The 20,955-nt window shown below is 65.5% G+C and carries 13 protein-coding genes and 2 pseudogenes; 7 read left to right on the forward strand and 8 right to left on the reverse strand.

Annotation, left to right across the window (positions count from 1 at the left end; genetic code table 11):
* Positions 1–32: 32 nt before the first annotated feature.
* Positions 33–7,694, forward strand: coding sequence for a SpvB/TcaC N-terminal domain-containing protein (locus tag ACFQZZ_RS04455; RefSeq protein ID WP_378674323.1), 7,662 nt, complete (start codon positions 33–35; stop codon positions 7,692–7,694).
* A gap of 77 nt (positions 7,695–7,771) precedes the next feature.
* Here the strand turns inward: ACFQZZ_RS04455 and ACFQZZ_RS04460 are convergent, their stop codons facing one another.
* Positions 7,772–8,464 (reverse strand): class I SAM-dependent methyltransferase, encoded by a 693-nt coding sequence (locus ACFQZZ_RS04460; protein ID WP_378674326.1) that lies wholly within the window; start codon positions 8,462–8,464, stop codon positions 7,772–7,774.
* Between the two features lie 121 nt (positions 8,465–8,585).
* Here ACFQZZ_RS04460 and ACFQZZ_RS04465 point away from each other — a divergent pair, with 121 nt between their 5' ends.
* Positions 8,586–9,986: a hypothetical protein gene (locus ACFQZZ_RS04465; RefSeq protein ID WP_378674329.1), complete on the forward strand. Its 1,401-nt coding sequence runs from the start codon at positions 8,586–8,588 to the stop codon at positions 9,984–9,986.
* A 90-nt stretch (positions 9,987–10,076) separates the two neighbouring features.
* Here ACFQZZ_RS04465 and ACFQZZ_RS04470 read toward each other — a convergent pair whose 3' ends face one another.
* The gene (locus tag ACFQZZ_RS04470; RefSeq protein WP_378674332.1) at positions 10,077–11,207 is read right to left on the reverse strand and encodes an IS110 family transposase; all 1,131 of its coding nucleotides are present in this window, start codon (positions 11,205–11,207) and stop codon (positions 10,077–10,079) included.
* A 336-nt stretch (positions 11,208–11,543) separates the two neighbouring features.
* Here ACFQZZ_RS04470 and ACFQZZ_RS04475 point away from each other — a divergent pair.
* Positions 11,544–11,720 (forward strand): annotated as a pseudogene (locus ACFQZZ_RS04475) (glycine betaine ABC transporter substrate-binding protein); the annotation flags it as partial.
* 8 nt (positions 11,721–11,728) lie between these two features.
* Here the strand turns inward: ACFQZZ_RS04475 and ACFQZZ_RS04480 are convergent.
* The 3 genes and pseudogenes from ACFQZZ_RS04480 to ACFQZZ_RS04490 form a co-directional block, all read right to left on the reverse strand.
* Positions 11,729–12,283, reverse strand: a complete 555-nt coding sequence (locus tag ACFQZZ_RS04480; protein ID WP_378674335.1) for a hypothetical protein — start codon at positions 12,281–12,283, stop codon at positions 11,729–11,731.
* A gap of 317 nt (positions 12,284–12,600) precedes the next feature.
* Positions 12,601–13,020: pseudogene (locus ACFQZZ_RS04485) on the reverse strand (ATP-binding protein); the annotation flags it as partial.
* 308 nt (positions 13,021–13,328) lie between these two features.
* Positions 13,329–14,516: an Ig-like domain-containing protein gene (locus tag ACFQZZ_RS04490; protein WP_378674337.1), complete on the reverse strand. Its 1,188-nt coding sequence runs from the start codon at positions 14,514–14,516 to the stop codon at positions 13,329–13,331.
* On the opposite strand from ACFQZZ_RS04490, the gene ACFQZZ_RS04495 reads away from it, so the two are divergent.
* Positions 14,488–15,015, forward strand: coding sequence for an NUDIX hydrolase (locus ACFQZZ_RS04495; protein WP_378674340.1), 528 nt, complete (start codon positions 14,488–14,490; stop codon positions 15,013–15,015). The two genes, ACFQZZ_RS04490 and ACFQZZ_RS04495, sit on opposite strands and share 29 nt — an antisense overlap.
* Positions 15,016–15,060: 45 nt before the next feature.
* On the opposite strand, the gene ACFQZZ_RS04500 is transcribed toward ACFQZZ_RS04495, so the two are convergent.
* Positions 15,061–15,840, reverse strand: coding sequence for an enoyl-CoA hydratase-related protein (locus ACFQZZ_RS04500; protein WP_378674343.1), 780 nt, complete (start codon positions 15,838–15,840; stop codon positions 15,061–15,063).
* A gap of 288 nt (positions 15,841–16,128) precedes the next feature.
* Here ACFQZZ_RS04500 and ACFQZZ_RS04505 point away from each other — a divergent pair, with 288 nt between their 5' ends.
* The gene (locus ACFQZZ_RS04505) at positions 16,129–17,106 is read left to right on the forward strand and encodes a LysR family transcriptional regulator (RefSeq protein WP_378674345.1); all 978 of its coding nucleotides are present in this window, start codon (positions 16,129–16,131) and stop codon (positions 17,104–17,106) included.
* 185 nt (positions 17,107–17,291) lie between these two features.
* Here the strand turns inward: ACFQZZ_RS04505 and ACFQZZ_RS04510 are convergent, their stop codons facing one another.
* Positions 17,292–18,272: a TIGR03560 family F420-dependent LLM class oxidoreductase gene (locus tag ACFQZZ_RS04510; RefSeq protein ID WP_378674348.1), complete on the reverse strand. Its 981-nt coding sequence runs from the start codon at positions 18,270–18,272 to the stop codon at positions 17,292–17,294.
* A 341-nt stretch (positions 18,273–18,613) separates the two neighbouring features.
* Between ACFQZZ_RS04510 and ACFQZZ_RS04515 the strand changes: the two genes are divergently transcribed.
* Complete coding sequence (locus ACFQZZ_RS04515; RefSeq protein ID WP_378674351.1) at positions 18,614–18,817, forward strand: hypothetical protein; 204 nt, start codon at positions 18,614–18,616, stop codon at positions 18,815–18,817.
* Complete coding sequence (locus ACFQZZ_RS04520) at positions 18,810–19,733, forward strand: hypothetical protein (RefSeq protein ID WP_378674354.1); 924 nt, start codon at positions 18,810–18,812, stop codon at positions 19,731–19,733. Before ACFQZZ_RS04515 ends, ACFQZZ_RS04520 begins: the two co-directional genes overlap by 8 nt.
* Here ACFQZZ_RS04520 and ACFQZZ_RS04525 read toward each other — a convergent pair.
* Positions 19,730–20,863 (reverse strand): YbdK family carboxylate-amine ligase, encoded by a 1,134-nt coding sequence (locus ACFQZZ_RS04525; RefSeq protein ID WP_378674357.1) that lies wholly within the window; start codon positions 20,861–20,863, stop codon positions 19,730–19,732. The two genes, ACFQZZ_RS04520 and ACFQZZ_RS04525, sit on opposite strands and share 4 nt — an antisense overlap.
* Positions 20,864–20,955 lie beyond the last annotated feature (92 nt).

Genomic DNA, 20,955 nt, shown 5'->3' on the forward strand with positions numbered 1-20,955 from the left:
GAGCCCGAGCGATACGGTGCGGGGGTGACGTGATGGACGCTGGTTCTCCCGGTCGCACCGCACCCGACGACCCGCCGCATTCGCCGACCGAGGATGAGGGATCTGCTCCGGGCGGCTGGTTCGGCAGCGCCACCGATGGTCGTCCGCCGGTGATCTCGCTGCCGAAGGGCGGTGGAGCCATCCGAGGGATCGGCGAGAAGTTCACCGTCAACGCCGCCACCGGCACCGCTTCGGCGAGTATTCCGCTGGGTGTGAGCCCTGGCCGTCGCGGCTTCGGCCCCGCATTGTCGCTGAACTACGACTCCGGGATCGGGAATGGTCCGATGGGGTTGGGATGGCGGCTCGGCTTGTCTGCGATCACCCGGAAGACGGATAAGGGGATACCCACATATCGAGACGGCGGCGAGGTCGACCCGGGCACAGACTCCGCGCGGGATGGCGCGGCCGATACGTTCGTGCTGTCGGGCGCGGAGGATCTGGTGCCGCGACTGGCGGAGCGAGACGGGCAATGGCTGCCGGTCCATAGCCCGCGCGTCGAGTCGGGACGAGAATTCACCGTGTATGAGTACTGTCCGCGCGTAGAAGGGTTGTTCGCCCGTATCGAGCGATGGGTGGATGCCGGGACCGGGCAGTCGCATTGGCGGTCCATCGACCGGGAGAATGTGACGACCACATATGGTCGGGATGCGAACAGTCGTATCGCCGACCCACGAAATCCGGCGACGGTGTTCAGCTGGCTCATATGCGAGACCTACAACGATATCGGCGACATCATCCGATACGAGTACAAAGCCGAAGACGCCGCCGGTGTGGGTGTCGACGCCGTCAATGAACGGAATCGAGATGACGCCGACCGGTCGGCACAGCGATATCTCAAACGCATCCGCTACGGCAATCGGATCTCACGATGGTTGAATCCGGAACCCGCCGCAGATGATTGGCTGTTCGAGGTCGTGCTGGATTACGGCGAACACGATCCGTCCGCGCCGACCCCGGCCGAGGAGCGGCCGTGGACGTGCAGGCTCGACCCGTTCTCGAACTATCGCGCCGGATTCGAGGTTCGCACCTACCGCCTGTGCCGACGCGTGTTGATGTTCCATCACATCGATGAGCCAAACGTCGGTGCCGACTGCCTGGTATCGGCGACGGAGTTGACCTATCGGGGTGAACCGACCCGGGGTGAATCCGTCGTGTCGGTCATCGATTCGGTGTGCCAGCGAGGATTTCGGCGGCGCGCGGGGGGCGACTATGTGACGCGAGCGCTGCCGCCGGTGCAATTCACCTACAGCGAGGCATGCATCGACACCTCACCCCGCACACTCGATGCGGAGAGTTCGACCAACCTGCCGATCGGACTGGCCGGATCGAACTATCGGTGGGTAGATCTCGACGGCGAGGGCTTGTCGGGAATCCTGACCGAACAGGCACACGCCTGGTACTACAAACCCAATCGTGGCGACGGCCGATTCGGTCCGCTGCGTACGGTGGCGCGCCCGGCGCAAGCCGCACTGGGTAGCGGGCGTCAGCAGTTGCTGGACCTGGATGGCGACGGGAACCTCGAGCTCGTCGAGTTCTCCGACGCCACATCGGGTTTTACCGAACGATCACCGGATGGCGGTTGGACGGTGTTCCAGCCCTTCCGGCGCCGCCCGACTATCGACTGGACCGATCCCAACCTGCGGTTCATCGACCTGAACGGGGACGGCCATCCCGATGTTCTGATTGCCGACGACCAGGTGCTCAACTGGCACGCCGCCTTGGGGACAACGGGATATGGTGCCGCGCAACGGGTCCCGACGGCCCGCGACGAGGAACGCGGCCCCCGCGTGGTATTCGGCGACGGCACCCAGTCCGTCCAGCTGGCGGATATGTCCGGCGATGGGCTGACCGATCTGGTCCGCATCCGCAACGGCGAGATCTGCTATTGGCCCAATCTCGGTTACGGCCGATTCGGCGCGAAGGTGGCGATGGACAACGCCCCCTGGTTCGACAGGCCCGACGCATTCGACCCTGGCCGCATCCGGCTGGCCGACATCGATGGCTCCGGTACCACCGACGTGATCTACTTGCACGCCGACAGCACCCGTCTCTTCGTCAACCGCAGTGGCAATAGTTGGAGCCCGGCACACGATCTCGGCGTCGCGTTCCCCCGGCTGGACAGCGGAACGACGGTGACGACCATCGATCTGCTCGGGAACGGGACAGCCTGTCTGGTGTGGTCCTCTCCGCTGCCGAGCGAGTCCGGACGGCAGCTGCGATACCTGGACCTGATGGGTGGACAGAAGCCACATCTGCTGGTGGAGATGCGAAACAATCTGGGGGCGCACACCCGGGTGAACTATGCGCCGTCGACCCGCTTCTACGTCGCCGACGCCGATGCCGGTAGACCATGGGTGACACGACTGCCCTTTCCCGTCCACGTGGTGCATCAGGTGGAGACGGTGGACGCGGTGGGCCGCAACCGCTTCCACACCCGCTATGCCTACCACCACGGCTATTTCGACGGCGTCGAGCGAGAATTCCGCGGCTTCGGCATGGTGGAGCAGTTCGACACCGAACACCTTGCCGCGCTGGGTAACAGTGTGCCACCGGATAACTCGCACAACTGGGACGAACGCACGCTGGTCGCGCCCGCCGTGACGAAGACGTGGTTTCACACCGGCGCGATGCTCGACGACCGTGGAATCTCTCGCCAGTTCGCAGACGAATACCATCCCGATGACCACCCGTTGCCCGACTCGACCGTGACGAGCGGACTTACCGCGGATGAGAAGCGGCAAGCCGCGCGCGCGTTACGTGGCAAACCGGTGCGACACGAGGTGTACGCGCTCGACGGCAGTGCCGCACAGGATATTCCGTATCAGGTGACCGAACACAACTACACCGTCACCATGCGGCAACCGGCACGCCGCGAGCCCGACTCCGCCGGATTGCGCAACGCCGTATTCCTGGCCTCGCCTCGCGAAACCCTCACGGCCCATTACGAACGGCAGGCCGACCCTCGGATATCGCACGAGGTGGTGCTCGCGGTCGACGATTACGGCAACGTCCTGCGATCCGCGGCAGTCGGCTACGGCCGCCGCCATCCCGACCCCGACCCCGCGCTGACGGATATCGACCACGCACAGCAACGGCGGCACCATCTGGTGCTGACCGAGCACGACTACACCAACCGCGTCGAACTGCCGGACGCCCATCGCGTTCCGCTGAGCGCCGAGACCCGGGTATTCGAGGTGCTGGCGCTGTCGCCCACGAAGCGACTGTTCGGATTCGCCGAACTGCGCGCCGGTCTCGACGACATCCAAACAACGGTGCCCTACGAGGTCTTCGATCTCGACCCCGGCGAACTGCCCCGTCCGGCCCGCCGTCTCGTCGAACAGACACGTACCTTGTTCCGTCGCGACGATCTGTCCGGGCCGTCGCCCGCGGGCGTCCTCGAGTCGATGGCCCTGCCCTTCGAAAGCTACCGCAAGGTGTTCACGCCGGGACTGCTCGACGCCGTCTACGGTGATCGCATCGATGCGACCGTCCTTGCCGAAGCGGGCTACCTCGGAATGGACGACGATTGGTGGATTCCATCAGGGCGGATCTTCTACTCGCCCGAAAAGACTCCCGGGCCTGCTGAATTGGAGTTCGCCCGCGAGCACTTCTTTCTGCCGTACCGTTTCCGGGATCCGTTCGGCGCGGTCACCTCGGTCACCTACGACCGATACGACCTGCTGGTCACCGGCACTCGCGACCCGCTGGGCAACCAGATCACGGTCGGAGAACGCGATGCGGCCGATCGCCTAATCAGCAATGGGAACGACTACCGGATCCTCGCGCCCGGTCTGATCACCGACGTGAACCGCAACCGGCGCGCGGCCGCCTTCGACGCGCTCGGGCGATTGGCGGGGACCGCGGTGATGGGTAAACGCGAAGAGAGCCTTGGTGATTCACTCTCCGCATTCGACCCCGACCCACCTCCCCGCGATATTCGAGACTACTTCGACGATCCGCTCGCCGATCCGGCCCAGCTCCTCGGCTCGGCGACCACCCGAATTCTCTACGACGAACTCGCGTACTGGCGCAGCCGCGATCACGCTCGGCCGCGGCCGACAGCGACGGCGACCCTCGCCCGGGAAACGCATGACGATCAACTCGCCGATGGCGATATCGCCCGGATCCAGCACAACCTGTCCTACTCCGACGGATTCGGTCGCGAGGTACAGCAGAAGGCGCAGGCCGAGCCGGGACCGCTCGCCGATGCCGCGATGAGTCCCCGATGGGTCGGCAGCGGTTGGACGATCTTCAACAACAAGGGCAAGCCGGTGCGCAGTTACGAACCGTTCTTCACGGCGAGTCACCGGTTCGAGTTCGCCACGATCGTCGGTGTCAGCTCGGTGTTGTTCTACGACCCACTGGAACGGATCGTCGCCACCGTCCACCCCGACGGCACCTACGCGAAGACCGTATTCGACCCCTGGCGTCAGGACAGTTGGGACGGAAACGACACCGTATTGCTCGATCCGCGAGACGATCCGGATATCGGCGACTTGGTCCGGCCTTACCTCGACAGCCTGCCCGGCCGGCGCACGTGGTATCTGCGGCGGATCGACGGCGCGCTCGGACCCGCACACCAGCGCGCCGCCCGCCTCACCGCCGCGCATGCGGCAACACCGTTGCGGGCCTGGTTCGACACCCTCGGACGCACCTTCTTGTCGGTGGCGCACAACCGTTTCCGACGCGGTGATCACGTCGAGGACGAGCGATACGCCACCCGGACCATGCGGGATATCGAGGGCAACGAACGCGAAATCCGCGACGCCGCGGACCGCGTCGTCATGCGCTACGGATACGACATGCTCGGTCGCCGGATCACCCACGCGGGCATGGACACCGGCGGCGGACCGGCATTGCCCGACGCGCTGGACAACACCGTCTACCACTGGACGGCGCGCGAGTTCCGCTTCCGCACCGAATTCGATCGTCTCCGGCGGCCGGTGCGTACCTGGATGCGCGGGCCCGAGCAGACGGAGGAATCGCTGTACCTGCGTACCGAGTACGGCGAAGATCAACCGGATGCGGCCACCCACAACCTGCGCGGTCAGATGTTCCGGCGGTTCGACCAAGCGGGCGTGAACATCCACGGCGACTACGACTTCAAGGGCAATCTCGTCGAAGTCGGCAGGCAACTCACCGTCGAGGATCGTGAGGTCGTCGACTGGAGCGATGACGTGCCCGTGGAGGAGCACGTCTACCGCGGACATACTCGCTACGACGCGCTGAATCGGCCTACCGCGGTCACCACGCCCGACGGCAGCGTCGTCTATCCCGGCTACAACGAAGCCAACTTGCTGGAGCGGATCGACGTCGCGCTGCGAGGCGCGAGCGAATGGACAACCTTCGTCGCCAACCTCGACTACAACGCCCGTGGCCAGCGCACCCTGATCGACTACGGCAACGGCGCGAGTACCGGCTACGAATACGACCCGGCCACCTTCCGGCTGGTCCGGCTGACCACTCTGCGCGCTGCCACGCGACTGCAGGATCTCGACTACACCTACGACCCGGTCGGGAATGTCACGACGCTGCGTGACGACGCCCAGCAGACTGTCTTCTTCCGCAATCGCGTCGTGCATCCCCGCGCGGAATATGTGTACGACGCGGCCTACCGGTTGATCGAAGCGACCGGCCGCGAGCATGTAGGGCAAGGCTCTGCCACTCCCCCGGATGCCGCCGACGCACCACGGGAAGGGGTGAGCCACCCGGCCGACGCCGCGGCCATGGGCCGATACCTCCAGCGGTACTGCTATGACGCCGTCGGCAATATCCTGCGCATGGCCCACCGAACCGACGACCCCGCTCGTGGCGGATGGACCCGCGACTACCTCTACACCGAACCGAGCCTGCTACAGCCCGACCGGGCGGGCAACCGACTCTCGGCCACCGCGACGCCCGACCAGGTGACCACACCAACGCCGTTCCACTACGACGTCCACGGCAATATCACCGCGATGCCGGAACTTCCCACGATGCGGTGGGATCCGGACGATCACCTGCAGGACACCGCACGCAGCACCGGTGGCGAAACCACCCGCTACACCTACGATGCCGCGGGAACGCGGGTGCGCAAGGTCTCCCGGCACGCCGACGGGCGGCGCCGGTCCGAGCGAATCTACTGGGGCGCCTTCGAGATTCATCGTGAATACGGCGCCGACGGCGCGGTGACGCTGGCGCGCGAAACCCTGCACATCGTCGACGACAATCAGCGCATCGCGGTGGTGGAAACCCGCACCGAGGGCACCGACAACGGGCTGGCGCAACTCGTGCGCTACCAGTTCGCGAATCTACTCGGTTCCGCCGTGCTTGAACTCGACGGCACCGCGCAGGTCATCACCTACGAGGAGTACTACCCCTATGGCAGCACCTCGTATCAGGCGGTCCGATCACAGACGGAAACACCCAAGCGCTATCGATTCACGGGTAAGGAGCGCGACACCGAAACCGGGCTGTACTACCACGGCGCGCGTTACTACGCTCCGTGGCTCGGCCGGTGGACGAGCCCCGATCCGGCGGGTGTGGTCGACGGCCCGAATCTCTATGTGTACGTCCGGAACAACCCCGCCAAGCTCACGGATCCGACCGGCCACCTGAGTTGGGGCCAATGGGCGGGAATCGCCGCGGCGGTGGTGATCGGCACCGTCGTCACCGTCGCGACCGCAGGCCTGGCCGGTCCCGTCGTGGGGACGGCCGCCGCCGCGGTCATCGGTGGAATCGTCGGTGGCGCAGTGGGTGGCGGTGTCGGCGAAGCGCTGGAAGCACACATCGACAAACGGGAATCGCATATCCTCCGGTCGGCGATCATCGGCGGCGTTATCGGCGGCGTCTTCGCCGGTGCGGGAGCCGCCATCGGCGCCGTCGCGAAAACCACTGTGGCACAGGGAGTTGCCAACCGGTTCGTCTCTTCGGCGGCCGCCCAGTTCGTGCGGTCCGCGGCGGCAAGGATCGGCCAATCCGCGGCCGGGCAGGCCGCGCGCCGTGCCGGGACCAAGCTGGGTGAATCGTCTGTCGGCAAGGCGACGGCGGGGGCAGCCGCGCGAGTGGGTAGCGCGTTGCGTTCGGTGCACGAATTCGGCGAACGCGGGGGCTCCAAGATCGCCGGCCGGTTGGCGGGCACCCCGGCGGAGAAAATCCTGCCCGCGCCGGTAGTACCCGGCGTACGGCCCGGTGAGGGGGCCGGTATCGCACAGAACTTCAAACGAAGCTTCGGCGAGAGCCCGGAGGCCATCGACGTGGTGGGTAGTCGGGCCGAGGCCCAGGCGACCGGGAATTGGCCCGACGGTTCCGGGCCGGCCGCGAGCGATATCGACGTCGTGATAACGACCAAACTGCCCGATCTGGACAAGGCCTCGGGAGCGGGCTTCGAATTCTTCAAGCAAGTCAATCCGGGAAAGGTGCCGACGGGCGTGACGGGAATCGGCTACGGGCCCGACAAGGCGTACATCGGACCCGGCCAAGGCGCCATCCCCAAAGGCGGGACCATCGACCCGTTCTTCAGCCCGACCGGTGCCGATACCACGGTGGGACCGGCGTACCGGATCTGGCCTACGCCGATTACCCCACCGACCGGAGGCGTCGGTGCGGGCGCAACCTTCTTCGGCGGTCAACCGGATAAGCCTGCGGTCCTGCCGGGGCTGACAGTTCGCTTCTGATCCCGGTCGCTGCCCGCACGATACGCCCGTCACCGCTCGGGCCCGGGCAACGCACACCACGATCCCGTGTGGCGGGATCAGTCCAGATGGGCCGACAGCAGCCAGGCCGGAACCGACTTGCGGCCACTGGGCTCGTCGCGCATACCCTCGAACCGGAAACCCGCGTCCGCCGGCAACACCGCAGGCAGATTGCCATGAATTCGCGCCGGCCTGATCTCATCGATCACCCAGTACTTCGACACCACCTCACGAAGCTCGTCGGCGGTGACCGGCGATGGTCCCGGTTCAGGCACTTCGGGCAGAGCGGCCCGGTCGAACACCAGCACGAAATACGCCGCGCCCGGCGCGGCGGCGCGCACAATCGACTGCTGATAGCCCTCCCGCGACTCGACCGGGATCGAATGGAACAACGTGCTGTCGACGATGGTGCCGAAACGGTCGTCGTAGCCGGTGAAGGAGGCGATGTCGGCGACCTCGAAGGAGGCGTTGACCAGGCCGCGCCTGGCGGCCTCGACTCGGGCCAGCTCGACCGCGGTCGGCGATAGATCCAAGCCGACGGTGGTGAAACCCCGCTCGGCCAGATACAGCGAGATCGCGGCCTCTCCGCATCCGACATCGAGGACATCGCCATGGAATCTGCCCTGCTCGATCAGTGCGGCGAGTTCCGGCTGGGGTTCCCCGATACTCCACGGCGGCTTGACGCCCGGCCCGAACGGGCCCCCTGTACCTCGGTAGATTTCTTCGAATTCGAAATCATGAGGGGTAGTCATAGCCCACAAATATCAGGGAACCTGATATATGTTCGGGACCTGGCCCGCGACGCGCTCGAACTGCTCAAGAGTCGGTGTGTCAACTCCGGTGCAAACGTGACCCGTATCTTCCGGGGCAATCGTGACCCCGGCCGCCTCAGTGAACGTCCGCTTAAGTAGCCGAAGAGCGTGCGTGCATGGCGTCCGCCGACGAGTGTGCAGCATGTCGGTACCGGCAGACACAATGGCGGACATGGAAAACGGTGATGACAACGACGCTGCCCAGCCCTCCCCGGCTGTGAACAGATGGATGGTGGGTCTGACCTGCGCCGCGATCGTCGCGACCGGCTACCTCATCGCCTGGCTGGTGCACGAGCCGGAGCCGTCGGGGCCCACGGCTCGGGCCGAAAACTCCTATGTCACTCCGCCGGTCGCGTTTCCGGTGCAGATCCCGGGTTGCGATGTCGTAGAACCTCCGCGGGAAGGGCAAACGTTCGGGATGGTTCACTCCGTCACATACGAATACGATAATCCGTCCTATCCGTGGTTCTCCGGTCCCAAGGCGGTCGCGATGACGCAGGCGCTGCAGGATGCGCTGCCCGGTGATGTCGAGATCGCCTTCGCCCCGGTAACGCGCTCGCTGGTGTTCCAGCCGATCCTCGGCGATGCCACGCAGAACAAGGGATTCGGCGGTTGGACCAGGGCGAACGCCACGCTGCTGCGCGGTGACCGAGAGGGCGCGCTGTCGGTGACCGTGCGCCAAGCCACCAAGCCGATTCCACCGTGCGTCGCCGGCGAACTCGACGAACGGCGCCACCTTCCCGATGGCACGATCGTCGATACCGATGACACCTGGTATGAGATCGAGGGGGTTCGCACCCTTACGCGCGACGCCACCGCTTATCTGCCCGACGGATCCGTCGCCCACGCGAACGCCACCGATCAAGCCGCTGAGGGCAGCGGCCGTCCCCGAGCCGTCCCCTTGGCCATCGATGAACTCGTCGCGCTCGTGACCGATCCCGAACTACGCATCAGCGCGCCGGTTCCGCCCGGAACGTCGAGCCCGCCCGAGGTCTGCCTGCCCTTCTCGAAATCCGGCGCGGTGATCGATCAGGCCCATGCTCGTCGATGGGGTGCGGTGCTGGCGCAGATCCCGCTCGACGGTGTGACCCTGGACCGGCCATTGGGGGCGCTGCTGCAAGGAGAGAGGGGCGGCGGCGTGTGCCAGGCGGTTCAAGTAACCACGCCCGGCCGGCAATCGCGGTTGGCCATCGTGATCAGCACCGAGCAACCCCTGCCGCAGGAGCCCGATACTTCCTCTTACGGCGGCGCGAGGCGGCGGCTGCCGGACGGGACTGTGGTCGAGACCCACGAAGAGCGAAGTGCGGCGCTGGCGTCCACGCCGCGAACTGACCGTACGGTCACCGTCACCCGCCCGTCCGGGACACAGATCGAAATCTCCTTCGCCGACGCACCCGCCGAGCTTCTGCCGTTAGCGCTGCTCGAGGAGATCGCCCTGAATCCGGGACTCGACGTGTCGTGATGAGAACGATCCGTGCTGACTTCAGTCAGCGCGAGTGAGCGATAATGGCTCCCCTTTATGTCAACCCGTGGATGCGGGTGCGGGGTTAGCCTATTGATTGGGTCCGGGTTGCGGTTTGTCCGAAGGATCGGTGTTCGGGTTGGAGCCGGTCGCGCTGGAGTCAGTAGTCGTTCCCGATTGCCCTCCCGGGCCCGCCAATTCGCGGCGGCGCTGATCGGCGAGCATTCGCGCGTAGACGACGTTGGAGAGCCTGCGCTTGAGTGCGCGCATCGCCTCCATCGAGGTTTTCCCGCCCGCTTTGCGGGCGTCGTAATAGGCGCGGCCGGCGGTGCGGTTGCGTAGTTGAACGACGGCCATGATGTGCAGGACCCGGTTGATCCGGCGGTTGCCGGCGCGGGAAAGCCGATGGCGTTGCTGGTCTCCAGAAGAGGCATCCAGGGGTGCGGTGCCGTTCCAGGACGCGAACTGGTCGCGGGTGCCGAAGCGGTGGATGTCGCCGGTGTCGGCCAAAAGCCTTGCCGCAGAAGAGGGGCCGATGCCGTGCAGTTCCATGATTGTGGAACCGCGGTCGGTGACGAGCTGTCGTAATTCTTTGTCGGCAGCCTTGGTTTTCCGGTCGATGGCTTCCAGGTCCTCGATCAATTCCAGAACCAGCCGCAACTGAACCCGACCGACCGGATCGGGTGAACGCAACCCGGTGATCAGGGTGCGGGCCTGGGTTGCAGACAGGAATTTCTTGGCGCCGCCGGGGATCAGGTCGAGCAGGAGCCGGTGGATGCGGTTGAGAGTTTCGGTGCGGGAACGGCCGAGTTCGTCGCGGCGGTCGGCCAGCATGCCCAGGGCCAGCAGTTCCGGATCGAGTTGGACGCGACGCAGATTCGGGGCGTGCAGTGCGGCCAGGGCGACCGAATGGGCGTCGACGGGATCGGTTTTGCGGCCGTTGCCGGTGGCGAAAACACGCACCTGCGCCGAGAGTTTCGCCGGCACGTCGATAACGATTTCGCCATCGTGGACCAAGCGGTTTGCCAGATGTCGCCCGATGCCGTTGCATCCCTCGACCGCCCAGACCCGATCACTGAATCCTTTTGCAGCCGTGAGCATCTCCGCGTAGCCAACGGTGTCGGTGGCATATCGGCCCGTCTTCATGGGCCGCCCGGATTGGTCGACGATTTCGATGGTGGCTGAACGTTTGTGTGGATCCATTCCGATGATGACCTTCACCGGTAGCCCTTTCTGCCTCGCAGTAGTTGGTGTCCGTACGAGGAGGGCACCGCTACTTCGAGCCGGGCAGACCCCTTTCCAGCCACTCCCGCACGGCACCCGGTGAGAGGCAAGCCATTATCGAGCCACACCGATCACGACGGTGGGCAGCCGCTGTGGGAGAGCATCTCACCGGGCACCTGAACCAGATCCTGGCCGGGACCCGGTCCTGACACCAGTCTTAAGTAGCCGCGGGGCGCGGGTTCTCGAACGTCCGCAACTGCCGATGTGGGTGCGATCAGTGAATGTTTCGAAGCGCTTCTTCGCGGTGTTATATCGGTCCTGATGCAGGTGGGCGTCGTGCGCAGCGCGATCATCGGCGAATACCCGGCACTGCGCGCTCTGCTCGGCACCATCTCCGAGCGCCTCGCCGACCAGCTCATGCAGGACCTCAACTGCCGCGTCGACATCGACGGAGAAGACCCCGCCGATGTCGCCTACGACTGGCTCCGCAGCGAAAAGCTGGTCGAATAGCGGAGCTGCTAGAGGGCGCAGCCGATCACACGGGCATCCTCGAGCGGAACACCGTGCCTGTTCACACAGTCGATTGCGTCGTCGACCCCCATCAGGCGCCACCCCACCGGTGCGGAGTACTTGAACATGTACACGACCGGGTGCAGGGTGCCTTTCGGTTGGCTCAGCGCCGTCGCGTAGTTCCCGCTGCACCGCGCATTCTGGAGATCGGCCAAGGGAATGTCGGGCGATGCCGTCATTCGCAGCGTGGTGATGAGGTATTCGCGGGTTACCACCGCGCAAGGTTCGGCCGTCGTCGGTGCGGCCGTCGTCGGTGCGGCAGTCGTCGGTGCGGCAGTGGTCTCCGGCGCCGGCGAGGTAGCCGGCTCCGGCTCCTCGTCGGCAGGTGATGTGGTGTCGGTCGTGGGCGCGACGGTTCCGGGGGCGGGGGCTGTGCCCCGAGCGGATGTGGAAACGGTGCTCGATGCCGAAGGGGCGGCATCGGAGGCGCCCTCGCCACCGCACGCCGTGAGAGCCACCGCGAGGGTGGCCGCCGCGGTCGCGAGCAGAACAGATCGGGTCATATTTCCTCCGCACTAGAGGCCGCCCAACTGGCGGCCGCTTCCAGATCATCTGAGCGCGTGAAGATTTCATTACAACCGCGAACTATGGTGGAACTCACAGGACGAATCCGAAGGGGGACACCTTCGTGAACACCGACATGCGAGAGCGTGGCCGGGTGGTGCCGACCGCTCAGCCGCGACTCTGACGCGGCGAAGGTCGCTTCGAAGGTTGAGCGTCCGCGAGTGCACTGACCATGTTGCCCGGCAGGGCATCTTCGCCTGCCGGGCAAAACCCGCACCGCATATCGCGCGTTTAGTCAGTCGTTGGTCTTGGCCGCGGGAACTCGGCCGAGTTTGATCAGCTCTGCCTGCAGTTTTCCGGCCTGGTGTGACTCAGCGAGGCGGGCGACCCATTCGGCGGCAGTCGCGAACGCCACTCGATGCCCCGCTTGGCACGCGCGGATACTGAGCCCGATCGACAGATGTGTCTTGCCGGTTCCGGGTGGGCCGAGGAAGACCACGTTGTCGCGGGCGGTGATGAAATCCAAGGTCCCGAGGTGGGTGATGGCATCACGTTTGAGTGAACGTTGATGGTCGAAGTCGAACTCCTCCAAAGATTTCCGTGACGGAAAGCGAGCGGTGCGGATGCGGCCCTCACCACCGTGGACTTCGCGGGCAGCGACCTCACGTTGCAAGCACGCGGCCAGGAACTCCTCATGGGTCCAGCCTTCCGAGCGAGCACGCTTGGCGAGCCGGTCGTTCGTCACAGGGTGGGTCAGCGTTCGCCCGGAACTACCGGGTCAGGATCGCACCGGAACCGACACGGTGCGCCGTTGTGGGCACGAACTGTTCAGGTGGCGACTATCCCGGAAGGCGTACCGCAACTGGACCGATGCGCTCAGCCTGGCCGTTCACCTCGTTTGTGAGCAGCGTTTCATCCCCGCGTCGATGCCGGTGGTGAAGTTGTCGCCGCGTTCCGGATTCCACCATGTGTCGAGCGGGTACAGCGACGGTATGTCCGCGTGCGCGACGGGTGCGGCAACGAGAGTAGGCCCATCCTTTCGTGTCACGTGTAGGCGCCGCCGCGAAGCCAGTCGGACCAGGGGATACTCCAATCGCCGTTCTGCCAGATGTCGAGGGGGTCACCGCCGGTGTTGCGGACCTCGACGACGTCGCCGGGGATGACGAAGTCGTAGAACCATGCGGCATCGTCGGGGGAGATGTTCAGGCAGCCGTGTGAGACGTTGGTGTTGCCTTGGGCCCACATGCTTGCGGCCAGTTCGTGCACGAAGATTCCGTCGTGGCTGATGCGGACCGCGTGGTTGATGCTCGTGCGGTAGCCGCCAGCGCTGGTCGGCAGGCCGTAGCTGGCGGAGTCCATGATCACCGGGTCGTTTCGGTCCAGCACGGTGTAGATGCCGGGGCGGGTCCAGAACGACAGATATCTGGACCCGACGGCCGTGGTGCCGCCCTTGCCCATCGATGTGGGCATGGTTCGTACCAGGTTCCCGTTCTCGAAGACCTCGATCTGTTTGGTGTCGTCGTCGGCGATCGCGACGTGCGCGGGGCCGATGATCACCGACACCCGTTGGTCGCGCAGGCCGTAGCGGCCTTCGCCGAGCGCGAGGCCGAACAGTTCGGCCGCGATCGTGATCCTGGTTCCCGGTGCGTGATAGTGCTCGGGTCGCCAGTGTGCGTTCTGATCGTCGAGCCAGTACCAGACACCAGTGACGGCGGGCTGGCTGGTGACCTTCAGGTGGCGTTCCGCGGCCGCCCGATCGACGGGCTGGTCGAAATGGGCGACGAGCACGAAACCCACTCCGTAGGTGTCGTTTTCGGCCAGCTCGACGAGGTTGGCGGAGCGCAGGGAGACGTCGACGAGCTGTTGCGGTTGTACCGTGGTGCAGGTTGTCGTCGTGGTGACGTCGCCGGTTTCGCCGTGCGCCACGGCTTTCGCGGTGTAGGTGTGTCCGTAGCCGAGTGGTTCGGCGCTGGTCCAGGTTCGATGATCAGGTGCCCATGCGCCCGGCAGTGGTCTGCCCGTTTCGTCGATCCATTCGACCAACCGCAGCGTCCCGTCGGTGACCGTGACTCTGCCGGGACTGCGCGCATCGACGTCGTGGGCGCCGGGTGGGGGATCGAATCGGATCATGGCGGGTTCAGGGGGCGCGGGTTCTCGCTGCCCGCATCCGGCCAAGGCGAGGCCACCCGCACCGGCGAAGCCGATGAGCAGCCGACGACGTCCCAATGCCACCGAGTATCTCCCTTCGCTGGGTGCAGGGCCGACCTCTGTCCGCCAGCATGTGGCAGCTACGCGCCAGCCGAGGCAACAACGAGCGGTATCTCCACCGATCCGTCGCACAACCGACACCGTTCTGCGATCGCTCCGAGTGCTCGTCCACGACGGTCAGGGTGGTCTGCAAGACCCCGGACATCACACGTGCCGCTGGCGCGAACTGGCAGCCGAAACCGGCTCAGGGCCGCACGACGGCGACGCGGTTGTTCGATTGCTCTGCGGCAGGCGTGTGGCCGAGGTCGCGGATGTAGTGGTGAGGTACACGCGCTCGCCGGTCCACCCGCGGTCGGTGAACCATTCGGTGACCTCAGTCGGGCAGTCCTGCTTGGGCGACAACGACTTTCGCAGCTGCGGTTGCCACCCGGCGGGTCACGTCGATCCCGGTGAGAATCCGCTAGCGGCGGCCCAGCGTGAGGCGCGCGTGAGGCGCTCCCGGCAACCCGGCGGGGCCGCGTAGAACTCGACCCGGCCGCCAGTCGGAAGATCGTCGCCAATCCTCGCGCTAATCCCGCCAGACGGGTGGGCGCTTGGCTAGGAAGGCCGCCATCCCTTCGCGGGCGCCGGGAAGTTGCGCGGCGGCGGCCATGACTTCCAGGGCGAGGGCGTAGGCATCTGCTTCGGGGCGGTCGAGTTGCGCGTAGAGGGTTCGTTTGCCGAGTGCCTTGCTGGCCCGGCTGCCTCGGGTGGCGCGGGCGAGCAGCTCGTCCACTGCGGTGTCCAGCTCGGCGTCTGGCACCGCTCGGTTGATCAGGCCCCACTGTTCGGCGGTGCGGGCATCGATCGGGTCGCCGGTGAGGGCCAGTTCCATCAGGCGTTTGCGGCCGACGGCGCGGGCCACCGGCACTGCGGGGGTGTGGCAGAACCAGCCACCTTTGCCGCCGGGAAGCGCGAACCCGGCCGATTCGGCGGCGACGGCCAGATCGCACGAGGCCACCAGCTGGCAGCCGGCTGCCGTGGCCAGACCATGCACCCGCGCGATCACCACCTGCGGCACCGACTCGATGGTCGACATGAGCTCGGTACACAGTGTGAGCAGTTCCCGCACGCCGAGCAGGTCGCGCGCGGCGACGTCGGCGAAATCATGTCCTGCGGAGAACACCGGACCGTGCGCCCCGAGAACTATCCCGGTGGCGTCGGTCTCGCTGGCGGCCCGGAACGCGGCGAGCAGTTCGGCCAGATGCTCGCTCGACAGCGCATTGCGCCGCTCCGGCCGGTTCATGGTGATGCGCAGAGTGTCGCCATCCCGCACGACCATCAAATGCCGATACTCCAAGGCGGTCATATCTCCACCGTAGATCTCTACGGGCAACGACACGACACCTCCGGAGTGATCCAGAACAGCCCGCACGGCTCATGCCCTCTACCGGAGGCACCGACTAAGTGCCGTACGTGTTCACGGTGTAGGCCGACCCAGCCAACCGAAGCTGGACCCCGATTCCACATGCACTCGACTCCTTCGCGACAACCGATTGTTTGGGTGCTTGAATCACATCAGCTGTACCTGAGCATGATCAAACAACCGGTTCCCTACGAGCCACAACGATCAGTTGGGTATGTATAGGATGGAGCAATGGATACCGAGGCGGTGCGATCGTTCGTCCGCGCGGCCGAGCTCGGACAGCTCCAACACGCGGCCGACGAGCTGGGCGTGACGCAGCAGGGGGTCTCGAAGCGGATCGCCGCCCTGGAGCGCGAGCTGAAGGTCCGCCTGTTCACCCGGACCTCCCGAGGGGTCGAACTGACGCTCGACGGCCAGGCATTCCTCCCACACGCACGCAGCATCGTCGCGGGCGTCGAGCGCGCCATCACCGCGATCAGACCGAACTCACGGGCATTGCGGATCGACGTCCTCGGGTTTCGAACTGGGCAGGCCGTCATCCTCCACGACTACTGGCGGTCGCATCCCGAAACCGACCTCGACGTGGTGACCTTGAAAGCCAGCGACCCACGCGTGGCGGTCGCTGCCATCCAAGCAGGCGATATCGACGCCTCGTTCCGCACCGTCACCGACCCGGCCACGCTGCCACGCGACGTCCAAATGACCCATGTGCTCGACTTCCCGCTGGAGCTTCTCGTCGGCCCGAGACATCCGCTCGCTCCCGCGCGAACGCTGACACCAGCCCAGCTACGCCAGCATCGAATCTGGGTGCCAGGCATCGCACCCCGAAGCGAATGGGCAGAGTTCTACGACCAGCTCGCCACCGAGTTCGACCTCCGCATCGACGGTGCAGGCCCGAACTTCGGTGTCGAAGCACTCCTCGACACCCTCGCGGACTCCGCAGACGTGGCCACCCTCGTCAGCACCCGCGACCGCCTCATCTGGCCGACCACCTACGACCTACGCCGCATCCCGGTCGTGAATCCCACGATCGCATACCCGCTATCGCTCATCTTCCCCAAGACGAATCCACACCCTGGCCTGCGAGCGATCATCAACCACTTCGCAAGCCTGACAACGCTCTCCGACACGACCTGGCTCCCATCCTGGACAACGACGCCACGGCGCATCGGAGGCGACATCGTTTCAGTCGGCGCGTTACCGGGCTGACGCGACAGTCCGGTCTAATGTTGTTGCCGGCCAACCGTTCCGGAGTGAGCCAGATGATTGGCGGAATGCCTGCTCCGCGGCGATACAGTACTCCGGCACGCGAGGATCACATCATCTGATGCGGTCGCCCGCCGCGCGATGCGGGCTGAGCGGACCGGTGCCACCCATCGGTTCGGCTTGCCGAATCAATGTGTGGGTATGAGTGGTCGTAGCGCCTGGGCGATGAGTTCGATGGTGTCGGGTTGGTGGCCGTTGACCGGGGCTGCGGCGGTGAATCCGTTGATCCCGGCGGCCAGGACGCGGGTGCGGACTTGTTCGGCGACATCGTCGGGCGTGCCGACGAAATGGGTGGAGGTGATCATTGCTTTGTGGTCGTCGGACAGGGTGTCGAATCCGCGGGCGTGCATGTAGTCCTGGTGGTGCCGGTGAGCGGTGGTGCGGTCGGCGGCAATGAACACGGTGCCGAAGACGCTGGTGGTGAGAGTGGAAGGGTCGCGGTGTTGTTCACGGCAACGTTGGTGGAGCGCCTCGAGTTTGCGGGGCAGTTCCGCTGGCACGGCCATGATGTCGACATGGGAGGCGTGCCGCGCAGCCAGGGCGAAGGTCTTCTTCTCACCACCACCGCCGACGAGGATGGGCAGGTTGTCGCGCAGGCGCGGCTCGTTGATGGCGTTGTCGGTGTCGTACCAGGTTCCGGTGAAGCTGGAGCGTCCGGTGCGCAGCATCTGCTCGATGATCTGCAGGGCTTCGGCGAGTCGCTCGAATCGCTCGCCGGTGGTGCCGAAGTCGTAGCCGAGTTGCCGGTGTTCGAGCTCGTACCAGCCTGCTCCGATGCCGAGTTGCGCGCGGCCGCCGCTGATCACGTCGAGGCTGGTGACCATCTTGGCCAGCAGGGCCGGGTTACGGTAGGTATTGCCGGTCACGAGGGCGGTCAGTTGCACCGTCGAGGTGGCCGCCGCCAAGGCTGCCAGGGTGGTATAGGACTCCAGGATCGACGCGTTGGGCGGGCCCCAGTGCGGGATTTGGGAGAAGTGGTCGATCACGGCGACGGTATCGAAGCCGGCGGCCTCGGCACGGTGTGCTTGCGCCATCACCGTCGGGAAAAGGTCTTTCACCGGTACCGCATAGTCGAAGGCAGGAATGACGTAGCCCAGCTGGATTGCCATCGTTCTCCTCGGATCGATAGTGGGGGGCCGCCGGAGAACCGCGCCGACGCATCAACGCATCCGGACAACCCCATGTTGACCAGCAGAATGAAATCAGGCGATGCACCAGGCAATCAAACAACCAATCCTCGGCAAGCCACAGCGATCGGTTGTGTGACCAGATCGTGTCGGCACCTGTGATGTGTTGGGACACATGCTGATCGAACGGCTACCACCCCACCCCACCCGCGACGACTCGACCGCTCGCGGCGTCGCCTGCACCCACCCCGCCACCGCCTACCTCTTCGGTCACGAACCAGACGGCTAACGCAGGCACAGGCAGTTTCGTCTCCTACGTGGGCATGAGCAAGACATTGCCCGCAGCAGGTGTGGGGCCGAAGGCCAAGCTCAATGCGGGCCAGACGCTGTACATCTACACCAAGAAGTGCGAGCCCGAGGACATCGACACTTCGACCGAACCCGTGCCGCCGACCACGACCACCCGCGCCGCGCCGCCCTCGTCGACGACGAAGCCGCCCACCACCACATCGCGCACCGGTGGCTGACAACGCACCCGGCAACCGGCAGGTCGGCCGCGAATCGTCGTTCGCCGATCTGTCGCAACTGGCACAGCTGATCGCGCAGTTCGTCGCCCCCGCAACGCTATTGGCGGGGTTGTTGTACTACTGGGGGTTCTTCCATGCCAAAGGCTTCTGCGCCCATTTCGGGGTGGAGTCGACATCGCTGGGGTTGAGCACCACCGACTATGTCATGCGCAGCGCGGACGGTTTGTTCGTTCCGCTCGCGACGTACGCGGTGGCCGCGCTCGCGGTCATGTGGGGACGGGTGGCGCTGCCACAACGACTCCGTGAGGGTCATCGACCACGGTGGCTGATGATCACTGCGACCGTTGTCGCGACGCTATTGCTGCTGAACGGATTGTCCCAGTTGTCGTTCGAAACACCGATGAATCGCGGGCTGGGAGTCGCACCCTTCTGCGTGATCACCGGAGTGCTGCTGTTATGGGCAGTCGTGCGCGCACGGCGACGACAGCTCACGACAGGAGCGACCACAGCCCCACCGGTGACGACGCCGCTCGAGTGGGTATTGGTCTTTCTCCTCGTCGCGGGCAGCTTCTTCTGGGGCGCGACGGCCTACTCCTTGGCGGTGGGCAAGGGGCGGGCGATCAAGTTCGAACGTTCTCTGCCCAGCGCCGCGGTACTCACTCTCTACACCGAGAAGGCGCTCGATCTCAATGTCGGCGGCGTGCGGAAAGCAGCATGCACCGATCCGGGCTCTGCCTACCGTTACCGCTACGACGGCCTGGTTCTGGTGATGAGCACCAGCGAGAACTACGTCATACTCCCACGGACCTGGACCTACAAACAGGGCACAGCGATTGTGCTGCCACGGAATGGACCGGGAGCGCACCGACTGGAATTCGCCCGGTCGGTACCCGACGCAACACCGCCGGCCTGCTAACCCCAGGCGGAGGATTCATGTCCGTCGGCGGAAAGGGACGTACGGTCGCCCGTCAGCCGAAAAGCATCGACAAGCTCACCGATGCTCGAGCGTGCGGCGATCCGTTGTCGGGTGGCACCGGTGCCGTGACGATGCAACGCGGTCAGCAACTGTCGTGTGACGGCGGTGTCATCGGCTTCCTCTATTTCGTCGGCGATCCAGGCGATCAGCGAGTCCAGCATGTGCATAGCGGGGACCCGTACCTGCGCTATCGGATCGATCGCAGGCCCGGTCAAGCCGTATCTGGCCGCGGACCACACCGCGGCCGCGCCCACCTGATCGTCGATACGCGGTCCTTCGATTCCCTCTGCCAGCTTGCGCAACGCCGTTTGCACCAGGCCCCGGGTGAGCACCGCTTGCAGCACCGCGTCCTCGACGGTCGCGGCGGTGTCAGCCGCTCGCACCTCCACAGTGGGATATTTCTCGGAGGGACGGGCCAACCAGAACGACATGTGCTGGTCGATGAACACACCGCATTCGACGAGGGTCGCTACGCGATTGTCGTAGTCGTCAGCCGAACGAGCGTATGGTGGCAGGCCCCATCCGGGAAACCGTGCTTGTTCAGCGACCCGCCATGAGCTGTAACCCGAGTCGCGCCCGTCATGGAACGGTGAGTTGGCGCCGACTGCGATCAGGGTCGGCAACCAGGGTCGCAGGTGGTTCACCACCGCGACGGCCTGATCCAGATCGTCGACGCCCACATGCACGTGCGCCCCGCACGCGGTATAGGTCCGTGTCATCTCCCGATATCGGTCCGCGATCAGCGCATACCGGCCGACCCCACCGATGCCACGGTCTGCGCCGTAGTGGGTTGGTGCGGATCCGACCGGTAGCACCGCCAGTTTGCAGTCGTGTCCGGCCTTGGCCAGCCTCCCGCGTGCGGTGCTCAAATCCGTTCGCAGCGCTGCGATGTTCGTGTGCACGAGGGTGACCGCTTCCACCTGGAACGGTTTCAGCTCGGGTTTGAATCGGGCGGAATCGTCGGCCCCGAGATGGGCGTGGAGCCAGCTCAGTACCTCATCGGCCAGGGGAAGCGGCGCGCCGTCGACATCGACCAGCAGAAACTCTTCTTCGAAACCTACCGTGAGCATCGGAACCGCCCTCTTCCTCGACCTGAGCCATGTCGACATACCCATAGGCCGATCTTGGAAACAGCGGCTCACCGTGCGATTGGCGCCTCGAC

Source organism: Nocardia sp. GCM10030253 (genome assembly GCF_042675075.1).
Classification (GTDB): Bacteria; Actinomycetota; Actinomycetes; order Mycobacteriales; family Mycobacteriaceae; genus Nocardia.

Excerpts from the sequence above, each read along its gene's own strand:
- ACFQZZ_RS04460 (WP_378674326.1), bottom strand. The coding sequence starts at position 8,464 with ATGACTACCCCTCATGATTTCGAATTCGAAGAAATCTACCGAGGTACA.
- ACFQZZ_RS04505 (WP_378674345.1), top strand. The coding sequence starts at position 16,129 with ATGGATACCGAGGCGGTGCGATCGTTCGTCCGCGCGGCCGAGCTCGGA.
- ACFQZZ_RS04510 (WP_378674348.1), bottom strand. The coding sequence starts at position 18,272 with ATGGCAATCCAGCTGGGCTACGTCATTCCTGCCTTCGACTATGCGGTA.
- ACFQZZ_RS04500 (WP_378674343.1), bottom strand. The coding sequence starts at position 15,840 with ATGACCGCCTTGGAGTATCGGCATTTGATGGTCGTGCGGGATGGCGAC.
- ACFQZZ_RS04455 (WP_378674323.1), top strand. The coding sequence starts at position 33 with ATGGACGCTGGTTCTCCCGGTCGCACCGCACCCGACGACCCGCCGCAT.
- ACFQZZ_RS04495 (WP_378674340.1), top strand. The coding sequence starts at position 14,488 with ATGAGCAGCCGACGACGTCCCAATGCCACCGAGTATCTCCCTTCGCTG.
- ACFQZZ_RS04480 (WP_378674335.1), bottom strand. The coding sequence starts at position 12,283 with ATGACCCGATCTGTTCTGCTCGCGACCGCGGCGGCCACCCTCGCGGTG.
- ACFQZZ_RS04525 (WP_378674357.1), bottom strand. The coding sequence starts at position 20,863 with ATGCTCACGGTAGGTTTCGAAGAAGAGTTTCTGCTGGTCGATGTCGAC.
- ACFQZZ_RS04515 (WP_378674351.1), top strand. The coding sequence starts at position 18,614 with ATGAGCAAGACATTGCCCGCAGCAGGTGTGGGGCCGAAGGCCAAGCTC.